This is a genomic window from Rhizobium redzepovicii (assembly GCF_019793435.1).
GTDB classification, from domain to species: Bacteria; Pseudomonadota; Alphaproteobacteria; order Rhizobiales; family Rhizobiaceae; genus Rhizobium; species Rhizobium redzepovicii.
Map to the genome: position 1 here is coordinate 230,814 of NZ_JAILYH010000007.1, position 19,439 is coordinate 250,252.

The window sequence follows — 19,439 nt, forward strand, 5'->3', positions numbered from 1 at the left end:
TCTCATTGATCGACAAGTATTGAACGACAGGGTCTGATCTAGTCATCGCTCCCTGTCCGAAGGAACGGGAACGAATGACCGATAGTAACGACGACAAGACAATCAGCGTGACGGGCAAAAAGACGCTTACCCTGAAACCATCGGGGATGAGCCAGGGCACCGTTCGCCAGGATATGGGTCGAGGTCGCACCAAGGCGGTCGTCGTCGAGACCCGCAAGCGGCGCCCGATGCGCCCGGAAGACGAAAAGCCGATCACACCTGTCGCTCCGGTGGCTCCCGTGCGTGCAGCCGAACCGGCGCCCGCGCCGGTGCAGGCACGCCCGCAGCAGCCGACGCCGGCACCGCGGATACAGCAGGGCAACAACAGCCAGACGAACCAGCGTCCGCAGCAGTCCCACCAGGCGCCGCGCCAGAACGACCGTCCGCGGCCGGTGGTGCTTAACCATCTGTCGCCTGAGGAAATGGACGCTCGCCGCCGGGCGCTTGCCGACGCCCAAGCGCGTGACGCCCAGGATGCGATCCGCCGCGCCGAGGAAGAAAAGCGCAGGGCCGCCGAAGAGGTGATCCGCAAGGCAGCCGAAGCCGAAGAAGCTGCCCGCAGGGCCGCCGAAGAAGCTATCCGGCAGGCTGAAGCGCCCGCTCCAGTTGCTGAACCGGCAGCCGCAGTAGCGGCTCCAGCCGACGCCCCGCAGCCACAGCAACCGGCATCCTCGGCACCTGCCGCGCGCCGGCCCGATGCGGCTGGAGCAGCAACTGCTGCCCGTCCGGCAGCGGGTGCTGTCGCCCCCGGCGCCGTTCGCGGCCGCCGCGACGAAAAGGAAGACGACGATCGGGGTGCCGCGCGAGGCGGCCCGGTTCGTGGCCGCGTCGTTCGTCCGGAACCGGCAAAGCCGGTCACGACACGTCCGAAGACGGATGAAGAGCGCCGTCGCGGCAAGCTGACGATCTCCACTGCCAACGTCGACGGCGAGGATAATGCCCGCGGCCGTTCGCTCTCGGCCATGCGCCGCCGGCAGGAGAAATTCCGTCGCGGCCAGATGCAGGAAACCCGCGAGAAGATCTCCCGCGAGGTGGTTCTGCCAGAGACGATTACCATTCAGGAACTGTCGCAGCGTATGTCCGAACGCGCCGTCGACGTCATCAAGTACCTGATGAAGGAAGGCCAGATGATGAAGCCGGGCGACGTCATCGACGCCGACCTTGCCGAACTCATCGCCAGCGAATTCGGCCATACGGTCCGACGCGTGTCGGAATCCGACGTCGAACTCGGCATCTTCAACGTCTCCGACGAGGATGGCGAACTGGTTTCGCGCCCGCCCGTCGTCACCATCATGGGCCATGTCGACCACGGCAAGACCTCGCTGCTCGACGCCATCCGCCATGCCAACGTGGTCTCCGGCGAAGCCGGCGGCATCACGCAGCATATCGGCGCCTATCAGGTGGAGCAGAGCGGTCAGAAGATCACCTTCATCGACACTCCCGGCCACGCCGCCTTTACGGCCATGCGTGCTCGCGGCGCCCAGGCGACGGACATCGCGATCCTGGTCGTTGCAGCCGACGACAGCGTCATGCCGCAGACGATCGAATCGATCAACCACGCCAAGGCGGCCGGTGTTCCGATCATCGTTGCGATCAACAAGGTCGACAAGCACGAGGCCGATCCGCAGAAGGTCCGCAACCAGTTGCTGCAGCACGAAGTCTTCGTGGAATCTATGGGCGGTGAAGTGCTCGACGTCGAAGTTTCGGCCAAAACCGGCAAGAACCTCGACAAGCTGCTTGAGGCGATCTTGCTGCAGGCGGAAATTCTCGATCTCAAGGCCAACCCGAACCGGACTGCCGAAGGCACCGTCATCGAAGCCCAGCTCGATCGTGGCCGCGGTTCGGTCGCGACCGTGCTCGTCCAGAAGGGCACGCTGCGTCCGGGCCAGATCATCGTCGCCGGCGACGTCTGGGGCCGCGTGCGCGCCCTCGTCACCGACAAGGGTGACCATGTGAAGGAAGCGGGTCCCGCGACTCCGGTCGAGGTTCTCGGTCTTTCCGGCACGCCGCAGGCGGGCGACAAGTTCGCCGTCGTCGAAAGCGAAAGCCGCGCCCGCGAGATCTCCGAATATCGTCAGCGTCTGGCCCGCGACAAGGCTGCTGCCCGCCAGTCGGGACAGCGCGGTTCGCTGGAACAGATGATGATGCAGCGCCAAAGCGCCGGCATCAAGGAGTTCCCGCTGGTTATCAAGGGTGACGTGCAGGGCTCGATCGAAGCGATTGCCGGCGCACTGGAAAAGCTCGGCACCGATGAGGTCCGCGCCCGCATCGTCCATTCGGGCGCCGGCGGCATCACCGAGTCGGATATCTCGCTCGCCGAAGCGTCGAACGCGGCCATCATTGGCTTCAACGTTCGCGCCAATACGCAGGCACGCCAGTTCGCCGAGCGCGAAGGCATCGAAATCCGCTACTACAACATCATCTACGACCTGGTGGATGACGTGAAGGCAGCGATGTCGGGCCTGCTCTCTCCGGAACGGCGCGAAACCTTCATCGGCAATGCCGAAATCCTCGAGGTGTTCAACATCACCAAGGTCGGTAAGGTCGCAGGCTGCCGTGTTGTCGAAGGCAAGGTCGAACGCGGTGCGGGCGTCCGCCTCATCCGCAACGACGTCGTCGTTCACGAAGGCAAGCTCAAGACCCTCAAGCGCTTCAAGGACGAAGTCTCCGAAGTACCGATGGGCCAGGAATGCGGCATGGCCTTCGAAAATTACGAGGATATGCGCGCCGGCGACGTCATCGAGTGCTTCCGCGTCGAACATATCACGCGCACGCTCTAAACCGCCGCGCTTTAGGCGCAGCATCAGCTTTCCGAAAGCCATTCGCCAGCCGGCGGATGGCTTTCGGGCATCCGCCGGCTTGACCTTTTCGGCCAAAGGAGTCATTGACGCTCTCCTTTGACGGGTTCGATTCCCAGCCGCATCGGCAAATAGAGATAACAATGACCAGAGCAACTTCTTCCGCGCCTTCGCAGCGCATGCTGCGCGTTGGCGAACAGGTCCGCGCCGCGATTACCCAGGTACTGCAGCGCGGCGAAGTGCGCGACGATGTCATCGAAGCGACGGTGATCTCGATCTCGGAAGTGCGCATGTCGCCCGACCTGAAGATCGCCACCGCCTATGTGACGCCGCTCGGCGTTTCCGACCACAGCGTGGTCATCGAGGCGCTGAACCGTCATGCGAAGTATATCCGCGGCAGGCTCGGGCAGCAGCTTCGGCAGATGAAATACATGCCGGAAGTGCGCTTCCGCGACGATACCAGCTTCGACAACTACAAGAAAATCGACGAGCTGCTGCGTTCGCCCGAGGTGCGCCGCGACCTCGACGGCGATAACGACGAACAATAAACAGAAGAGACGCATGTCCAAACCACGCAAACCCAAAGGCCGGCCGATTTCCGGCTGGCTGATCCTCGACAAGCCGGTGGATTTCGGCTCGACGGAAGCCGTTTCCAAGATCAAGTGGCTCTACAAGGCGCAGAAGGCCGGTCATGCCGGCACGCTCGATCCGCTCGCCTCCGGCATGCTGCCGATCGCGCTCGGCGATGCGACGAAGACCGTTCCCTATGTGATGGACGGCCGCAAGATCTATGAATTCACGGTCAGCTGGGGCGAAGAGCGGGCAACGGACGATCTCGAAGGCGAGGTGACCGCAAGCTCGGACAACCGTCCCAGCGAACAACAGATCCGCGATATCCTGCCCGGCTACATCGGCACCATCAGCCAGGTGCCGCCGCAGTTTTCCGCCATCAAGATATCGGGTGAACGCGCCTATGATCTGGCGCGTGAAGGCGAAACCGTCGAAATCCCCTCGCGTGAAGTCGATATCTTCCGGCTGACCCTGCTCGCCTGCCCGGATGCGAATAGCGCGCATTTCGAAGTGGAATGCGGCAAGGGCACCTATGTCAGGGCGCTTGCCCGCGATTTCGGCCGCGAGCTCGGCTGTTACGGCCATGTGTCCGGGCTGCGGCGCACTTTCGTGGCGCCCTTCGCGGAAGAAGCGATGGTGCCGCTCGCGGACCTCGTGGCGCTGGAAGCGATCGAGGACATGGACGAGCGGCTTGCCGCCCTCGACGCGCTGCTGATCGACACCTGCGAGGCGCTATCGGCCCTGCCTCACCTCGTCATCAACGACGACCAGGCGCACAGGCTGAAGATGGGCAACCCGATCCTCGTGCGCGGCCGCGATGCGCCGATTGCCGAAAGCGAAGCCTATGCGACGGCCCGCGGCAGGCTGATCGCGATCGGTGAGATCGGCCAGGGCGAGTTTCGCCCGAAGCGGGTTTTTGCCTGAACCTATGCAGCTGACGATTGTCAGGCGGTAGCGATGCGATATCTTCCTTTCGGGCGATGGCCGCCCGAGGGGCCGTTGCGGCCCGGCAAGGGGGATGATGATGCGCGCAACCGCGATCCGCATGCTGACGTTCTTTTCGATGTTTCTCACCGTTACCGGCGCTCAATCCGGCGAGCGCTGGGCCGAGCTGCCGGCTTTTCCGGCGATGCCCGTGCCGAAGACCAGCGGCATGGCTGAGGTGAACGACATCAAGATGTATTACGCCGAATATGGTGAAGGCGAGCCGATGCTCTTCATCCATGGCGGGCTTGGCAATGCCGATGTCTGGGGTCACCAGATCGCCGAATTCGCCAAAGACCACCTGGTCATCGTTGCCGACAGCCGCGGGCATGGGCGCTCGACGCGCAGCCAAAAGCCCTTCGGCTACGACCTGATGACATCGGATTATGCAGCCCTTCTCGACCATCTGAAGATCGGCAAGGTGACCCTGGTGGGATGGTCGGACGGCGGCATCATCGGCATCGACATGGCGATGAACCATCCGGAAAAGCTGACGCGCGTCATTGCCCAGGCCGCCAACGTCACGACCGACGGCGTCAAGCCTGACGTCATGAGCAACAAGACCTTCAACGACTATATCAACGTCGCCGGCGAACAGTACCGGAAGCTGTCGCCGACGCCGAACGAGTACGACGCCTTCGTCACCCAGATCTCCGAGATGTGGGCGACACAGCCGGCCTGGACGGCAGCGGATCTCGGAAAGATCACGGTGCCGGTCACGCTCGCCATCGGCGATCACGACGAAGCCGTGAAGCTCGACCATAACGAGATGATGGCGAAAGAAATTCCGGGCGCAAAGCTGGTGATCCTGAAAGAGGCCAGCCATTTCGCCATGCTGCAGGATCCCGCGGGTTACGATGCGATGATCCGGGAGGCGATGGCGGGCCGCTGAAAACCGCCGCGGGCGCTCCCCTCTTTCCATCGCTGCTTAATTGGTTTATAGGCAGCGCCAGCGTCAGGTTCGCCTGCTCGCATTCACGGCCAAAGCTGGACGGCATCCCGGCTTTTGGCGACCTTTATCTCCTCTCTTAGAAAGGATCACCCGATGTCGATCACTGCTGAGCGCAAGTCTGCGCTGATCAAGGAATACGCAACCGCCGAAGGCGATACCGGTTCTCCGGAAGTCCAGGTCGCGATCCTGACCGAACGCATCAACAACCTGACCGAACACTTCAAGGACCACAAGAAGGATAACCATTCCCGCCGTGGCCTGTTGACGATGGTTTCGAGCCGCCGCTCGCTTCTTGATTATCTCAAGAAGAAGGATGAAGGCCGCTATTCCAAGCTGATCTCCAGCCTGGGTATCCGCCGCTAAGATTGCCCGGCGGGCGCTTTCCGAGCGCCCGCCGGATCCTGTTTGGGGACACGGTTCCCGATGAAATGTTCCAGCCGCGCCCTATCTGCAAGCGGTGGAAAGATCGGCGGACCCGGATGGGCCGGTTCTGCCAAACCAACCGTTGACCTGTCATGGGGCAGGATTGCCGGATGCTTTCGGCCAAGGCTTCTTCAAAGCTTTGGCCTGGTTTTCTAAGGGATCTCGGATTTGTCGAGGAACCGAGGATGAAAAGCCTCCCGTTGTCTTGCCCGTGATACGTCACATTATTTGCGGTCGACTGTGCGCTGCGCCCTGGTATCGGCGATGGCGCGTGCTCCCGCATTGAAGGACAAATCATGTTTGATACACACACAGTCGAAATCGAGTGGGCCGGCCGCCCGCTGAAGCTCGAAACCGGCAAGATCGCCCGTCAGGCCGACGGCGCCGTTCTTGCCACCTACGGCGAAACCGTCGTTCTCGCCACCGTCGTCTCGGCCAAGGCGCCGAAGCCCGGCCAGGACTTCTTTCCGCTCACCGTCAACTACCAGGAAAAGACCTACGCAGCCGGCAAGATCCCCGGCGGCTATTTCAAGCGCGAAGGGCGCCCTAGCGAGAACGAGACCCTCGTCTCCCGCCTGATCGACCGCCCGATCCGCCCGCTCTTCCCGGAAGGTTACAAGAACGACACGCAGGTCGTCGTTACCGTCATCCAGCATGACCTCGAGAACAACCCGGACATCCTGTCCATGGTCGCGACCTCGGCAGCGCTGACGCTCTCCGGCGTTCCCTTCATGGGCCCGGTGGGCGGTGCGCGTGTCGGCTACATCAACGGCGAATACGTTCTCAACCCGCATCTCGACGAGATGGACGAATCGAGCCTCGATCTCGTCGTCGCCGGCACCTACGACGCCGTGCTGATGGTTGAATCCGAAGCCAAGGAACTCAACGAAGAAGTCATGCTCGGCGCCGTCATGTTCGGCCATAAGGGCTTCCAGCCGGTTCTTGACGCGATCATCAAGCTCGCCGAAGTGGCCGCCAAGGAGCCGCGCGACTTCCAGCCGGAAGACTATTCCGCTCTCGAAACCGAGATGCTCGGCCTTGCCGAAGCTGAACTTCGCCAAGCCTACAAGATCACTCAGAAGGCTGACCGCTACGCCGCCGTCGACGCCGTCAAGGCCAAGGTGAAGGCACACTTCCTGCCCGAGGAAGGCGAAGCCAAGTACACGGCCGAAGAAGTCGGCGCGATCTTCAAGCACCTGCAGGCGAAAATCGTCCGCTGGAACATCCTCGACACCAAGAGCCGCATCGACGGCCGCGACCTCGAAACCGTTCGTCCGATCGTATCGGAAGTCGGCCTTCTGCCGCGCACCCATGGTTCGGCACTGTTCACCCGCGGTGAAACGCAGGCCATCGTGGTTGCCACGCTCGGCACCGGCGAAGACGAACAGTATGTCGACAGCCTGACGGGCATGTACAAGGAGCGCTTCCTGCTCCATTACAACTTCCCTCCCTACTCGGTTGGCGAAACCGGCCGCATGGGCTCCCCGGGCCGCCGCGAAATCGGCCACGGCAAGCTCGCATGGCGCGCCATCCGTCCGATGCTGCCGACGCCTGAGCAGTTCCCCTACACGTTGCGCGTCGTCTCCGAGATCACCGAGTCGAACGGCTCGTCCTCGATGGCGACCGTCTGCGGCACCTCGCTCGCCCTGATGGATGCAGGCGTTCCGCTGGCAAAGCCGGTTGCCGGTATCGCCATGGGCCTGATCCTGGAAGGCGATCGCTTCGCCGTCCTCTCCGACATTCTCGGTGACGAAGACCACCTCGGCGACATGGACTTCAAGGTTGCAGGTACTGCCGACGGCATCACCTCGCTGCAGATGGACATCAAGATCGCCGGCATCACCGAAGAGATCATGAAGGTCGCCCTTGGCCAGGCCCAGGGCGGTCGTGCCCACATTCTCGGCGAAATGGCGAAGGCCATTACCGAAAGCCGCGGCCAGCTCGGCGAATTCGCTCCGCGCATCGAAGTCATGAACATCCCGGTCGACAAGATCCGCGAAGTCATCGGCTCCGGCGGCAAGGTCATCCGCGAAATCGTCGAAAAGACCGGCGCCAAGATCAACATCGAGGACGACGGCACCGTCAAGATCGCCTCCTCCTCAGGCAAGGAGATCGAAGCGGCCCGCAAGTGGATCCACTCGATCGTCGCCGAGCCTGAAATCGGTCAGATCTACGAAGGCACTGTTGTCAAGACCGCCGACTTTGGCGCCTTCGTCAACTTCTTCGGCGCCCGTGACGGCCTCGTCCACATCTCGCAGCTGGCGTCCGAGCGCGTTGCCAAGACGCAGGACGTCGTCAAGGAAGGCGACAAGGTCTGGGTCAAGCTGCTCGGCTTCGACGAACGCGGCAAGGTTCGCCTGTCGATGAAGGTCGTCGACCAGGCCACCGGCCAGGAGATCGCGAACGAGAAGAAGAAGGAAGAAGCGGCCGAATAAGCCGCGTCTCCCAGATTTCACTCCGGGCGCGGGAATCTTCCGCGCCCTTTTTGCATCCTGGTTTTGCGCATGTCGTGGCCTTGAAACCGCTCGACACTTTTGCGCGACATGCTTTAACGAGACGAGACCCATGAGCCGCGAGACGCTGAAGACCCTGTTCCATCCCTTTGCCAGCGGCACGGTCGCGGCGCCCGGCGAGGCCGAGCGCGTGCTCTTCCTCGGTGCCGAGGCAGGCTTTGCGCTGCCGGAAGGTTTTGCCGCCACGCTGAGCGCCGTCCAGGGCTTCCGGCCGCTCTACCGGCAGCTTCAGGCGCAGCGGATCGAAGCAAAGCCTGAGATCGAGGGCGAGGACTACGATGCTGCCTTGGTGCTCTGCACGAAGCACAAGGGCGAGAACGAGGCCAATCTTGCCGCCGCCATCGCTCGCACGCGGGCCGGCGGCCTGATCGTCGTTGCCGGCGCCAAGGAAGACGGCATCCAGCCGCTGCGCAAGCGCCTCGAAGGTTTCGGCCTCGCCATCGACCATATGCCGAAATATCACGGTGTCGCCTTCTGGTTCGGCCGCCCTGCCGACGCCGACGAGATCGTCTCCAAGCTGGCAAAGGCGCCGGTACGCGTCGACGGCCGTTTCAATGCCACCGCCGGCATGTTCTCACATGACCGGGTCGATGCCGGGTCGGAACTGCTCGCCTCGCGCCTGCCGCAGGATTTTACCGGCGATGTTGCGGATTTCGGCGCCGGATGGGGTTATCTCTCCGTCGAGTTGGCACAGAGGTCGCGCGGACTGACCCGCCTCGACCTCTACGAGGCCGATCACGCGGCTCTGGAGGCTGCTAGGGACAATCTGGCGGAGAACTGCCCGAACGCGCCTGCGCGCTTCTTCTGGCACGATCTGGCGGGCGAGCCGGTCAAGGACAAATACGATCTCGTCATCATGAACCCGCCCTTCCATGAGGGCCACGCAGCCGAGCCGGCGCTCGGCCAGGCAATGATCAAAACCGCCGCATCTGCGCTACGCGGCGGCGGCCGTCTGATGCTGGTCGCCAATCGCGGCCTGCCCTACGAGCCGGTTCTGGCGGCGAATTTCAGGGAAAGCGGCGAAACCTGCCGCAACGCCCGCTTCAAGGTGCTGTGGGCGAAGAAATAGAGTTTAGCCTGCCTCGCTACCGGGCATTCCATCGATAGAAAAAGGCCGTGCGCATCATCTGCGCACGGCCTTTACGTTTCACATCAAAGGAGTGTCTACTCGACGTCGGCCCTGCGCAGCGTGTCTAGCGTCGGCATGGAGGTAACGTTGAAACCGGCGTCGACGAAGTGGATTTCCCCGGTGACGCCGGCGGAAAGGTCAGAAAGCAGGTAGAGAGCCGAATTGCCGACCTGGTCGATGGTGACGGTCTTGCGCAGCGGCGCGTTACGCTGGTTCCAGGAGAGGATCGCGCGCGCATCTGAGATGCCGGCACCGGCGAGCGTGCGGATCGGGCCGGCCGATATAGCGTTGACGCGGATGCCGCGGGGGCCGTAATCGGCGGCAAGATAACGCACCGAAGCTTCGAGCGCTGCCTTGGCGACCCCCATGACATTGTAATTCGGGATGACCCGCGTCGAGCCGTTATAGGTCAGCGTCAGCATCGCGCCGCCGTCTTCCATTAACGGCGCGCAGCGCTTGGCGATCTCGGTGAAAGAGAAACAGGAAATGACCATGGTGCGGCTGAAATTCTCGCGCGTCGTGTCGGCGTAGAGACCCTTCAGCTCGTTCTTGTCGGAAAAACCGATCGCGTGGACAATGAAATCCAGCTTGCCCCAGCGCTGTTCGATCGCGTCGACCAAAGCGTCGACCGAGGCGATGTCCTCGACGTCGCAGGGCACCACGAAATCGGAGCCGACTTCGGCGGCAAGCGGCTTGACGCGCTTGCCCAGCGCATCGCCCTGATAGGTGAAGGCGAGTTCCGCACCCTGTGCGGCAAGAGCTTTTGAAATTCCCCAGGCGATCGAGTGGTTGTTTGCGACGCCCATGATGAGGCCGCGTTTACCCTGCATGATTCCAGTCATTTTATTATCCGTTATAGCGCTGGAAGACGAGCGTGGCGTTCGTCCCGCCGAAGCCGAAGGAGTTGGAGAGGGCGATATCGATCTTCGCATCGTCGATACGCTTGCGCACGATCGGCACGCCTTCGAATTCGGGATCGAGCTCGGTGATGTGGGCGCTTTCGCCGATGAAGCCGTGCTGCATCATCAGCAGGGAATAGATCGATTCCTGCACGCCGGCCGCACCCAGCGAATGGCCGGTCAGCGACTTGGTCGACTGAATATGCGGGATCTTGGCGCCGAACACTTCACGGATGGCGCCGATTTCCTTGCTGTCGCCGACCGGCGTCGAGGTGCCGTGAGTGTTGACGTAGTCGACGTCGCCTTTGACTGATGCAAGCGCCTGGCGCATGCAGCGGATGGCGCCCTCGCCCGAGGGGGCGACCATGTCGTAACCGTCCGAGGTTGCGCCGTAGCCGACGATTTCGGCATAGATCTTCGCACCGCGGGCCTTGGCGCGCTCCAGCTCCTCGAGCACCAGCACGCCGGCGCCGCCGGCGATGACGAATCCGTCGCGGTTGACGTCATAGGCGCGCGAGGCGCTGTCCGGCGTATCGTTGTACTTGGAGGACATGGCGCCCATGGCATCGAAGAGGTTGGACATCGTCCAGTCGAGATCTTCGTGGCCGCCGGCAAACATCACGTCCTGCTTGCCCCACTGGATCATCTCGGCGGCGTTGCCGATGCAATGCGCTGATGTCGAGCAGGCTGACGAGATCGAGTAATTGACGCCGTGGATCTTGAACCAGGTGGCAAGTGTCGCAGATGCGGTCGAGGACATCGCCTTCGGCACGGCGAAGGGGCCGATGCGCTTCGGGCTGTTGTTCTTGACGGTGATGTCGGCCGCCTCGATCAGTGTGCGGGTGGATGGGCCGCCAGAGCCCATGATAATGCCGGTGCGCTCGTTCTGAGCGTAGTCCTTCTCTTCCAGCCCGGAATCGGCAAGTGCCTGTTTCATGGCGACATGGTTCCAGGCGCCGCCCTGCGACAGGAAGCGCATGGCGCGGCGATCGACCAGTTCGGCAAGGTCCGCAGCGCCGAGCGCGGGGCTGCCCCAAACCTGGCACTTGAAGCCGTGTTCTGCGAAATCGCTGGAGAAGGAGATACCCGACTTTGCCTGCCGCAAGGATTCGGTGACTTCGGCGGCGTCGTTTCCGATCGAGGACACGATACCCAGACCCGTGACAACTACCCGTCTCATCTGATCAAACCTTTTTTTGTTTCGTGAGCCGCTCAAGATGCGGTTCAGGCCGTCTTGTCTTTTGAGAGACCGACACGAAGATCGGCCGCCTGATATATGGTTTCGCCGTCCGCCTTCAACCAGCCATCGGCCGTACCGAGGACCAGGCGGCCGCGCATGACGCGCTTGAAGTCGATGCCATATTCGATCAGCTTCGTGTGCGGACGGACCATGCCCTTGAACTTCACTTCGCCTGTCGACAGCGCCATGCCGCGGCCTTCCTCGCCGAGCCAGCCCAGGAAGAAGCCGGTCAGCTGCCACATGCCGTCAAGGCCGAGGCAGCCCGGCATGATCGGATTGCCTTCGAAATGGCAGGGAAAATACCAATCGTCGGGGCGTACGTCGTATTCGGCCCTGAGATACCCTTTGTCGAAGGTCCCGCCCGTTTCGGAAATGTCGGTGATGCGGTGAACCATCAGCATGGGCGGCAGCGGAAGCTGCGCATTGCCGGGTCCGAACAGCTCGCCATGTGCGCAGGCGATGAGTTCGTCGTACGAGAAGCTGGACTGTCTGGTCGTCATAAAGTTTCTTTTCCCTCCCGCGTGAGCCCATGGATGTGAACGTGTAGTCCAAGTTCTTCAGAAAATGAAGCACGAGCAAGGCGGCTTCATCCATGGTCCCGGACCAAGCTTGCGCTATTATTTGGTGGTCGCATACAGGAAGGCCAGGGCTGCGACCAGACCTATTTGCGTTAAAAGCCGGTTTTGGCGGCGTTTATCAGGCTCTTGTCCCCATTGAACTATTGAAAGGCTCCTGTGCAAAAGTTATACCGCTTGAAGAAACATGATTGAATTATGCAGGAATAATCGGAGTTGGTTTTGATGACGGGTGCACTCCCGATCGCCATTGAGGTCAGGCTGCGCGGCGCAGGCCTGCGGCCTACCCGCCAGCGCGTCGCGCTCGGCGACCTGCTCTTTGCCAAGGGCGACCGGCACTTGACGGTCGAGGAACTGCATGAGGAGGCCGTTGCCGCCGGCGTGCCGGTGTCACTGGCAACCGTCTACAACACGCTGCATCAGTTCACCGAAGCCGGCCTCATCCGCGTTCTCGCCGTCGAGAGCGCCAAGACCTATTTCGACACCAATGTTTCTGACCACCACCATTTCTTCGTCGAAGGCGAGAACGAGGTGCTCGACATTCCGGTCAGCAACCTGACGATCGCCAATCTGCCAGAGCCGCCTGAAGGCATGGAGATCGCCCATGTCGACGTGGTAATCCGGCTGCGGGCGAAGCAGGGCTGACGCCCGCGTTACATGACATCGTCAGGGTGCCGGCCGGGCTTGTGCCTGTAGGTCGGAAAAGTCCAGCCGAACCACAGAGCGCCGCCGCGCACCGCAAAGGCCGCCACGACACCGCAGGCAGACGCCAGATAGAGCGGCATTCCCAGCCCATTGGCGAGCGTGAACACGCCGGCGCCAATAAGGGCCGCGGTCACGTAAATCTCCGGCCTGAGCAGCACCGAAGGCTCGTTTGCCATCAGATCACGCAGAATGCCGCCGAAGGTTGCCGTCAGCGTGCCGGTGACGATCGCGATGGTCGGTGAGCCGGTGGCGGCGAGCCCCTTGGCGGCGCCGAGCACGCAATAGGCGGCAAGGCCGATCGCATCCAGCCAGATCAGCAGGCGATAGCGTGATTCCAAGAGGTGGGCGGTGAAGAAAACCACGACGCCCACGATGCAGCAGACCAGGATATAGGCCGGATTCAGCACCCAGAAGACCGGCACGCGGCCGAGCACGATATCGCGCACGGTGCCGCCGCCCGTTCCCGTCACCATGGCGAAAAACAGAAAACCGATCAGGTCCAGCTGCTTGCGCGAGGCGGCGAGCGCGCCCGTCGCGGCAAACAGCGCGATGCCGGCGTAATCGAGATAGACGAGCAAGGACATGCGAACCCCGGAACGGCGGAATATTTCACCAAAAACCACGGCGGCAAGGGCGGCGCAAGGCGGTGGGGCCATAAAGATAATGTCTTTATTGATGCATGTCGTTGACCAAGAACCGCTGCACACTTTGTGGGCGACATGCATCGGGCTGCAGAGCCTTATCCAAAAGAGGAAAGCCGTGAAAACGCTGGTGCTCGCCGTTCTGAATATTCTCCTGCTGGTCATCATGCCGGCTGTGGCCTTCGGTCAGCAATCGCTGATCTCCGATCCGGAGATCTACGAGAAGAAACATTTCCAGGAGCAATGCAAGGCGGCCGAATTCGCCGATGGCTTCGTCACTCGGCAGGACATCAACAATGACGGGCTGATCGATGCCGTAGTCAACGAGGGCCAGCTGACCTGCGACGGGCAGAAGGGGCCGCAATGCAACGACGACGGCTGCACCTATAATTTCTATCTGCAGGTGGCTGAAGGCGGCTATTTCATGATCGCGACGGCGCAGATCTACGGCTACGACTTCGTCCAGCGCTTCGGCAACATGGTGCTGGCAATGAAGATGCATCCGCGTTTCTGCGACCGCACCGAAGGTGACCCCTGCATTGTCACCGCGCGTGTGCGCGGCACGAAGTTCGTCACAATTTCAAAAAAGTAACTCAGCGCGGATACAGCTCCGACGTCCGGCCGGCGAGATAATAGCCGATCAGGCCGTACCATTCGCGGATCGCCGTCGCCATGTTCTGGGCATTGAGGTTCGGCTGGGTGAAATCCAGGCCCAGCCTGACCTGACCGTCGGTGCGATAATCGGTCGGCCAGGGCACGATATCGATACCGAGCTTGCGAAAGATGCCGACGGAGCGCGGCATATGGAAACCCGAGGTGATCAGCAGGCACTTGGAAAGCCCCTGGCTCGCCAGGAATTCCTTGGTATTGACGGCGTTTTCGAAAGTGGTGCGCGACTGCGTCTCCTCGATCAGCCGATCCCTGCCGACGCCGAAGAGCGGGAAGAAGCGCTCGGATGCCGCCGCATCACCTTCATAGACGCCCGAGATGGAGCCGTCGCCGCCCGAGACCAGGATGCGCGAGTCGGGAAATTTCTGCGCAAGCCGCAGGGCCTCGACGAAGCGGTCGGCGCCGCCGTTGAATTCGATGCCGTGGCGTACCGTATTCACCTCATTTTCGAAGGCGCCGCCGAGCACGATCATGCATTGCAGGCTCTCCGGATCGCCGGCTGGCTTGGCGAAGCGCTGCTCAAGGCCCTGCATCATGAGGTTGCCGGCCGTGGTGTAGAGCGTGACGAAGAGGATGAGGGCCGAAGCCGCGGCACCGAGGATGCTTAAGATACGCCAGCGCAGAAGGCCGGCCATGAGGGCCAGGAAGACGAGGAAGAATGCCAGCGACAGCGGCTGAGCGAAAATCCATACAAGCTTCGAAATCAGGAACAAGACCTACTCCTTGAGACGGACGACGATGCTTCCTATCCGATTCGAGGGTAACAGGAATGCGACGCTTCTATTTGCCGCGTGCAATGGCCGAGTGGTGCGGCGCGGGCTTCTGGTTGAAGCGCCGCTGAAGCGGCCGGGGAATGAACATGGCGGCAAGCGCCAGCGCCATCGCAAAGATGGCGACCAGCCACAGCGCATGCGCGCCGGTCTGCCGCGTCAGCACCGCGCCGGCGATCGCGCCGAGCACCATGCCGCCCCAGGGCACGATTTGGATCGTCCATTCGATATGGCGGTCTCCGATGATCCAGCGGCCGATGCCGCGGCCGAGGCGCGACAGCGCGCCTGTGACATAAGTCAGCCCGATCGGCAGTCCTTCGATGTGTTCGACGGCGGCATTCACCATGCCCATGGCAAAAACGATCATATAGAAGCGTGCAAGCAGCAGGCCCTGCACCGTCGTCAGCGAGGCGAGCGCCAGGACGAGACCGACGCAGCCGAGCACCACGAAAATGCGACGCTCGGAGACATGGGCGATGACGATCCCCGCCGCATTGCCGAGCACGAAAGCGCCGATGGCGGAGATCAGCACCGCCGCGTGATAGAGATTGCCTTGGCTCAAGGCGAGTGCTGCCCGCGTCGTATTGCCGGTCATGAAGGAGACGAAATCGCCGGTCAGCAGCAGACCGGTCGCGTCGGTCATGCCGGCCAGAAATGAGATGGCGCCGACGAGGGCAAGCCCGGTTGCGGTGCGTCGGGTGCGGATGAGACGGCGGCGTCTTGCTCTGGTCATGGGTTGCGGATCCTGAAGCCGAATCGCTGCGATTCCGGCAGCAAAGATACATCCTCTTCGTTGAGGAATTGGCAAAGGGGATCGGAATGGCTGAAAATGTGCTGGCCGACGAGCCGGATCGGCTTGAAAGCCACAGATATTACGTGATGCTACAGGCGCCGCCATACCCCGCCTGCTAGTATCCAGGGCTCGGAAAGCCTCCTTGGGCGACTGCTGGATGTGTGAATGCCAAGACGTGGCGTGGCTCTTTTTCTTCTGCTGGCAAGTTGCGGGCATCCGGGCGGCGTGATGACGCCGGTTTCCAGTTCGTCGGCAATGCCGCCGACATCAAGGGTCGACATGCTGGTTGCGACCACGCGCGAGCCTTCCGGGAACCCGGCGACGCTGTTCAACGGCGAGCGCAGTTCGAAGCCGCATCTGACGCAGATTTCGATTTCCATCCCGGCAAAGCGCGAAGCCGGCACCGTGCAATGGCCGAAGCGCCTTCCGCCCGATCCTGCCACCGACTTTGCCGTGACCAACGTCCAGCAGATCGACACGGTGGCGCAGGGCCGTGTCTGGTTCCGGCAGCATGTGCACAGCGGGCATGCGCTCGTCTTCATTCACGGCTTCAACAACACCTATGAAGATTCCGTCTTCCGGCTGGCGCAGATCATGCACGACAGCAAGATGCAGGCGACGCCTGTCTTGTTCACCTGGCCGTCGAGAGCGGAGATCACCGCCTACGAATACGACAAGGAAAGCACCAACTACTCGCGCACGGCACTGGAGCAGGCGCTGCGTACGCTGGCAGCCGACCCCGACGTCAAGGACATCACCCTCATGGCCCACTCGATGGGGACCTGGCTTGCCATGGAATCGCTGCGGCAGATGGGGATACGCGACGGCCACGTCAATTCGAAGATCCACAACGTCATCCTGGCCTCACCCGACATCGACATCCAGGTCTTCGCCAAACAATATGTAGAGATGGGCGAGCCGCGTCCAAAATTCACGATCTTCGTTTCCCAGGACGACAAGGCTCTCGCCGTCTCCAGCTTCATCACCGGACGCGTTTCCCGTCTCGGCGCGATCAATCCGGCGGAAGAGCCCTACCGTTCGAAGCTTGAGAAAGCCGGCATCACGGCCATCGACCTGACGAAGGTGAAGACCAACGACAGGCTCAACCACGGCAAATTCGCCGAAAGTCCCGAGATCGTCCAGCTCATCGGCCAGCGCCTGATGACCGGCCAGACGCTGACCGATTCCAAGGTCACGCTGGGCCAGGGTATTACCGCCGTCGTCGGCGGAACGGTGACGAATATCGGCACTGTTGCCGCGACCGCGGTGGCGGCGCCGGTTGCGATCATCGAGCAGCCGGTTACGCGCCAGAGACCGCCACGACCCGCCGACGAGACGCTCGACGGCGACCTGAAAAAACAGCCGCTGACGCAGTGAGGAGTTCCAGCTTGAAATGGCTTCTTTCCTTCACCGCCGCTTTTTTCTTCGCGCTGAGTGCTTTGGCGCAGGCTCAGCCAGCGGCCCCGCAACAGAAGATCGACGAACTCGTGCGCCTGTTGCAAGATCCCGAGGTGAAAGCCTGGCTCGATAGCCGCAAGCAGGAAAGCGGGGCCGCGACACCCGCCACGCCAGCGGGCAATTCGACCTTGGCCAACTGGGAGGCGGGCGCGCGGGCGCGTGTGCATGCGATTTTGTCAGCAATCCCAGCAATCCCGGCTGAGGTGACGGCGGCGGCGACGAGAGCCCGGAGCGAAGCCGCCAGCAGAGGCTATGCGCCTGTTTTCCTCATATTCGGCGGCCTGGTCGCTTTCGGTCTTGCCGCCGAGGCGATCTATCGCAGATTTGCCGCGCGCCGCGATGCATTGCTCGGCCGGCTGATCCCGGTCGGCATATTCGCGGGCGCGATGGGCATCGTCTTTTTCGCGGTGGAATGGCCGCCGCTCGCGCGCGTGACGCTGCTTGCCTATCTCTCGGCCTTCATCCTGTTTCGATTGGTGGCCGCACTGCTGTCTGCGGCGGCGATGGGAGCATCCCTGCGGCGGAGGCTATTGATCCTGTTCGGCCTCGTTTGTTTTGCGGGCGCGACCGCGGCCGCAAGCGAGCCGCTTGGCGTTTCCCCTGACGTCATCAAGGCCATCACCTACTGCTTCTCGGTGCTCGGACTGCTGCTTGCGATCGAGGCGGTGTGGTCGGTGTGGGAGGGAAGCCGCGCCAGGAAAGCGGCGATAGCGGCCTTCCTGGTCGTGCTGTGGCTCGTCTGGTGCCTCAATATGAGAGGCCTGTTCTGGATCGGCATCTACGCGCTGGTACTGCCCGGCATCCTGAATGCGGTCGGCCGGTTCGCGCTATCCTTCACCAGCGATCCCGGCAGCTTGCGCGGTATCCTCATCGCCCGAGGCGCACGCGCCGGTGTTATCGCGCTTGCGGTGGGATGGCTGGCGCTCGTCTGGCAGCTCAATCCCGATACGCTCGGTCAGCGCGACCCGATGATCGTCGCCTTGTTCTATGGCGGCCTGAAGAGCGTTCTGATTCTCGTGGTTGCCGACCTACTCTGGCAGGCAGCTCGCGGCTGGATCGACCGAACCTTGCGCATATCGACCAGCACGACATCGCTTGCGCCGGCCGACGCCGCCCGGCGCGCACGGTTCCGCACGCTTCTGCCGATCTTTCGCAATGCGCTCGCGGTCGCTGTTGCGGTCATGGCGGGGCTGATTGTGCTGGCGCAACTCGGCGTGCAGATCGGCCCGCTGATCGCCGGCGCGGGCATCTTCGGCGTCGCTATCGGTTTCGGCTCGCAGACCCTCGTCAAGGACGTCATCAACGGTGTGTTCTACATGCTCGACGATGCCTTCCGGGTGGGCGAATACATCCAGGCCAAGGACTACAAGGGAACGGTGGAGAGTTTTAGCCTGCGCTCGGTGCGTCTCCGCCATCATCGCGGCCCGGTGTTCACGGTCCCGTTCAGCGAATTGGGCGCTGTCGAGAATATGAGCCGGGACTGGGTGATCGATAAGTTCAGGATCACCGTCGGCTTCGACACCGACATCGACAAGGCGCGCAAGCTAACCAAGAAAATCGGGGCTGAGCTGATCGAAGATCCGGAACTCGGCCAGCACTTCATCGAACCGCTGAAGATGAAGGGTGTCGAGCAGTTCGGCGACTACGGCATCGTCCTGAGCTTCGCCATGACCACGGTTCCGGGCATGCAGACCTATATTCGCCGCAAGGCCTATGCCAGGATTCGCGAGGTGTTCCTGGCTAACGGCATCGCATTCGCGCAGCCGACGGTGCAGGTCGGCGGCGACGACAAGGGTGGCGGCGCCGCGGCGGCGGCCGCGCAAGCGATCCGCGCGCAACAGGCGGCAAACACGGCGGCGCCGGCAAAGTGACCTCGCCGGCAAGGCGGATGAAGCGCTAAGGCTTCAAATCATAGGCCTGATGCGATGCACGAAGCTCCACCAGCGTTTTGCCGACACAGCTCCCACCGCCGGCACCGCCGATCGCTTTTGCCTGTCCGCCGAGCGTGATCGTGCCGGCGATCCGGTCGGATGCGACATAGGTCGCCACGCCGTCACGCGAGACCCGCGATATGTAAAAGGCATGATAGGTTTCGTTGTACTTGCAATGGATAACCAACGGAAATTGAGAGAAAGGATCGTCCTCGGCATGGATGGTGGGCAGTTGAAAAACCGCCGCCAAAACCGGGGCGACGACGAGGCCGGCAAGTCCTCTTTTGGTGATTCCGATTAACTTGCGGCGGGGCGCATGTGTCATGTTTCAAACCCTCTGTTGTGACCTG

Annotated in this window: 18 protein-coding genes; 11 read left to right on the forward strand and 7 right to left on the reverse strand. The window is 62.2% G+C overall.

Features of this window, described 5'->3' with window-relative positions; genetic code table 11:
* Positions 1 to 74 precede the first annotated feature (74 nt).
* From infB to K6N12_RS13585, 7 genes are all read left to right on the forward strand, one after another.
* The gene (gene infB, locus K6N12_RS13555; protein ID WP_097628406.1) at positions 75 to 2,819 is read left to right on the forward strand and encodes a translation initiation factor IF-2; all 2,745 of its coding nucleotides are present in this window, start codon (positions 75 to 77) and stop codon (positions 2,817 to 2,819) included.
* A 161-nt stretch (positions 2,820 to 2,980) separates the two neighbouring features.
* Positions 2,981 to 3,385, forward strand: coding sequence for a 30S ribosome-binding factor RbfA (gene rbfA, locus K6N12_RS13560; RefSeq protein WP_097628407.1), 405 nt, complete (start codon positions 2,981 to 2,983; stop codon positions 3,383 to 3,385).
* Between the two features lie 13 nt (positions 3,386 to 3,398).
* Complete coding sequence (gene truB, locus K6N12_RS13565) at positions 3,399 to 4,331, forward strand: tRNA pseudouridine(55) synthase TruB (RefSeq protein WP_097628408.1); 933 nt, start codon at positions 3,399 to 3,401, stop codon at positions 4,329 to 4,331.
* A gap of 100 nt (positions 4,332 to 4,431) precedes the next feature.
* Positions 4,432 to 5,283, forward strand: coding sequence for an alpha/beta fold hydrolase (locus tag K6N12_RS13570; protein ID WP_097628481.1), 852 nt, complete (start codon positions 4,432 to 4,434; stop codon positions 5,281 to 5,283).
* Positions 5,284 to 5,436: 153 nt separating this feature from the next.
* On the forward strand, positions 5,437 to 5,706 hold the full coding sequence (rpsO, locus tag K6N12_RS13575) for a 30S ribosomal protein S15 (protein ID WP_025417456.1): 270 nt from the start codon (positions 5,437 to 5,439) through the stop codon (positions 5,704 to 5,706).
* Positions 5,707 to 6,062: 356 nt separating this feature from the next.
* Positions 6,063 to 8,201 (forward strand): polyribonucleotide nucleotidyltransferase, encoded by a 2,139-nt coding sequence (gene pnp, locus K6N12_RS13580; RefSeq protein WP_097628409.1) that lies wholly within the window; start codon positions 6,063 to 6,065, stop codon positions 8,199 to 8,201.
* 130 nt (positions 8,202 to 8,331) lie between these two features.
* Positions 8,332 to 9,348 carry a class I SAM-dependent methyltransferase gene (locus tag K6N12_RS13585; protein ID WP_097628410.1) on the forward strand — a complete coding sequence of 339 codons (1,017 nt, stop codon included), beginning with the start codon at positions 8,332 to 8,334 and terminating at the stop codon, positions 9,346 to 9,348.
* A gap of 95 nt (positions 9,349 to 9,443) precedes the next feature.
* On the opposite strand, the gene fabI is transcribed toward K6N12_RS13585, so the two are convergent.
* The 3 genes from fabI to fabA are packed head-to-tail and all read right to left on the reverse strand — an operon-like array spanning position 9,444 to position 12,047.
* Positions 9,444 to 10,250 carry an enoyl-ACP reductase FabI gene (fabI, locus tag K6N12_RS13590; RefSeq protein ID WP_097628411.1) on the reverse strand — a complete coding sequence of 269 codons (807 nt, stop codon included), beginning with the start codon at positions 10,248 to 10,250 and terminating at the stop codon, positions 9,444 to 9,446.
* A 4-nt stretch (positions 10,251 to 10,254) separates the two neighbouring features.
* Positions 10,255 to 11,487: a beta-ketoacyl-ACP synthase I gene (gene fabB, locus K6N12_RS13595; RefSeq protein WP_097628412.1), complete on the reverse strand. Its 1,233-nt coding sequence runs from the start codon at positions 11,485 to 11,487 to the stop codon at positions 10,255 to 10,257.
* Positions 11,488 to 11,531: 44 nt separating this feature from the next.
* The gene (gene fabA, locus K6N12_RS13600) at positions 11,532 to 12,047 is read right to left on the reverse strand and encodes a 3-hydroxyacyl-[acyl-carrier-protein] dehydratase FabA (protein WP_003589358.1); all 516 of its coding nucleotides are present in this window, start codon (positions 12,045 to 12,047) and stop codon (positions 11,532 to 11,534) included.
* Positions 12,048 to 12,347: 300 nt separating this feature from the next.
* Between fabA and irrA the strand changes: the two genes are divergently transcribed.
* Positions 12,348 to 12,767 (forward strand): iron response transcriptional regulator IrrA, encoded by a 420-nt coding sequence (irrA, locus tag K6N12_RS13605; RefSeq protein WP_003555773.1) that lies wholly within the window; start codon positions 12,348 to 12,350, stop codon positions 12,765 to 12,767.
* A gap of 8 nt (positions 12,768 to 12,775) precedes the next feature.
* On the opposite strand, the gene K6N12_RS13610 is transcribed toward irrA, so the two are convergent.
* The gene (locus K6N12_RS13610) at positions 12,776 to 13,411 is read right to left on the reverse strand and encodes a trimeric intracellular cation channel family protein (RefSeq protein WP_003583389.1); all 636 of its coding nucleotides are present in this window, start codon (positions 13,409 to 13,411) and stop codon (positions 12,776 to 12,778) included.
* Between the two features lie 175 nt (positions 13,412 to 13,586).
* Between K6N12_RS13610 and K6N12_RS13615 the strand changes: the two genes are divergently transcribed.
* Entirely contained in the window at positions 13,587 to 14,060 is a 474-nt protein-coding gene (locus K6N12_RS13615; RefSeq protein WP_097628482.1) for a hypothetical protein, read from the forward strand.
* Position 14,061: 1 nt separating this feature from the next.
* Here the strand turns inward: K6N12_RS13615 and K6N12_RS13620 are convergent, their stop codons facing one another.
* Together K6N12_RS13620 and K6N12_RS13625 are read right to left on the reverse strand one after the other, a co-directional pair.
* Positions 14,062 to 14,850 carry a YdcF family protein gene (locus K6N12_RS13620; RefSeq protein ID WP_131710701.1) on the reverse strand — a complete coding sequence of 263 codons (789 nt, stop codon included), beginning with the start codon at positions 14,848 to 14,850 and terminating at the stop codon, positions 14,062 to 14,064.
* A 67-nt stretch (positions 14,851 to 14,917) separates the two neighbouring features.
* Entirely contained in the window at positions 14,918 to 15,640 is a 723-nt protein-coding gene (locus tag K6N12_RS13625; protein ID WP_097628414.1) for a YoaK family protein, read from the reverse strand.
* Between the two features lie 225 nt (positions 15,641 to 15,865).
* Here K6N12_RS13625 and K6N12_RS13630 point away from each other — a divergent pair, with 225 nt between their 5' ends.
* Positions 15,866 to 17,077 (forward strand): alpha/beta hydrolase, encoded by a 1,212-nt coding sequence (locus K6N12_RS13630; RefSeq protein ID WP_097628415.1) that lies wholly within the window; start codon positions 15,866 to 15,868, stop codon positions 17,075 to 17,077.
* A gap of 11 nt (positions 17,078 to 17,088) precedes the next feature.
* A complete protein-coding gene (locus K6N12_RS13635; RefSeq protein ID WP_097628416.1) occupies positions 17,089 to 19,029 on the forward strand; it encodes a mechanosensitive ion channel family protein in 1,941 nt (646 codons plus the stop codon).
* 25 nt (positions 19,030 to 19,054) lie between these two features.
* On the opposite strand, the gene K6N12_RS13640 is transcribed toward K6N12_RS13635, so the two are convergent.
* On the reverse strand, positions 19,055 to 19,414 hold the full coding sequence (locus K6N12_RS13640) for a hypothetical protein (protein ID WP_097628417.1): 360 nt from the start codon (positions 19,412 to 19,414) through the stop codon (positions 19,055 to 19,057).
* Between the last annotated feature and the right edge of the window lie 25 nt (positions 19,415 to 19,439).

What these genes read in the sequence shown, in the direction of transcription:
- infB (WP_097628406.1), top strand. Translation starts at nt 75, where the DNA reads ATGACCGATAGTAACGACGACAAGACAATCAGCGTGACGGGCAAAAAG.
- rbfA (WP_097628407.1), top strand. Translation starts at nt 2,981, where the DNA reads ATGACCAGAGCAACTTCTTCCGCGCCTTCGCAGCGCATGCTGCGCGTT.
- truB (WP_097628408.1), top strand. Translation starts at nt 3,399, where the DNA reads ATGTCCAAACCACGCAAACCCAAAGGCCGGCCGATTTCCGGCTGGCTG.
- K6N12_RS13570 (WP_097628481.1), top strand. Translation starts at nt 4,432, where the DNA reads ATGCGCGCAACCGCGATCCGCATGCTGACGTTCTTTTCGATGTTTCTC.
- rpsO (WP_025417456.1), top strand. Translation starts at nt 5,437, where the DNA reads ATGTCGATCACTGCTGAGCGCAAGTCTGCGCTGATCAAGGAATACGCA.
- pnp (WP_097628409.1), top strand. Translation starts at nt 6,063, where the DNA reads ATGTTTGATACACACACAGTCGAAATCGAGTGGGCCGGCCGCCCGCTG.
- K6N12_RS13585 (WP_097628410.1), top strand. Translation starts at nt 8,332, where the DNA reads ATGAGCCGCGAGACGCTGAAGACCCTGTTCCATCCCTTTGCCAGCGGC.
- fabI (WP_097628411.1), bottom strand. Translation starts at nt 10,250, where the DNA reads ATGACTGGAATCATGCAGGGTAAACGCGGCCTCATCATGGGCGTCGCA.
- fabB (WP_097628412.1), bottom strand. Translation starts at nt 11,487, where the DNA reads ATGAGACGGGTAGTTGTCACGGGTCTGGGTATCGTGTCCTCGATCGGA.
- fabA (WP_003589358.1), bottom strand. Translation starts at nt 12,047, where the DNA reads ATGACGACCAGACAGTCCAGCTTCTCGTACGACGAACTCATCGCCTGC.
- irrA (WP_003555773.1), top strand. Translation starts at nt 12,348, where the DNA reads ATGACGGGTGCACTCCCGATCGCCATTGAGGTCAGGCTGCGCGGCGCA.
- K6N12_RS13610 (WP_003583389.1), bottom strand. Translation starts at nt 13,411, where the DNA reads ATGTCCTTGCTCGTCTATCTCGATTACGCCGGCATCGCGCTGTTTGCC.
- K6N12_RS13625 (WP_097628414.1), bottom strand. Translation starts at nt 15,640, where the DNA reads ATGACCAGAGCAAGACGCCGCCGTCTCATCCGCACCCGACGCACCGCA.
- K6N12_RS13630 (WP_097628415.1), top strand. Translation starts at nt 15,866, where the DNA reads ATGCCAAGACGTGGCGTGGCTCTTTTTCTTCTGCTGGCAAGTTGCGGG.
- K6N12_RS13640 (WP_097628417.1), bottom strand. Translation starts at nt 19,414, where the DNA reads ATGACACATGCGCCCCGCCGCAAGTTAATCGGAATCACCAAAAGAGGA.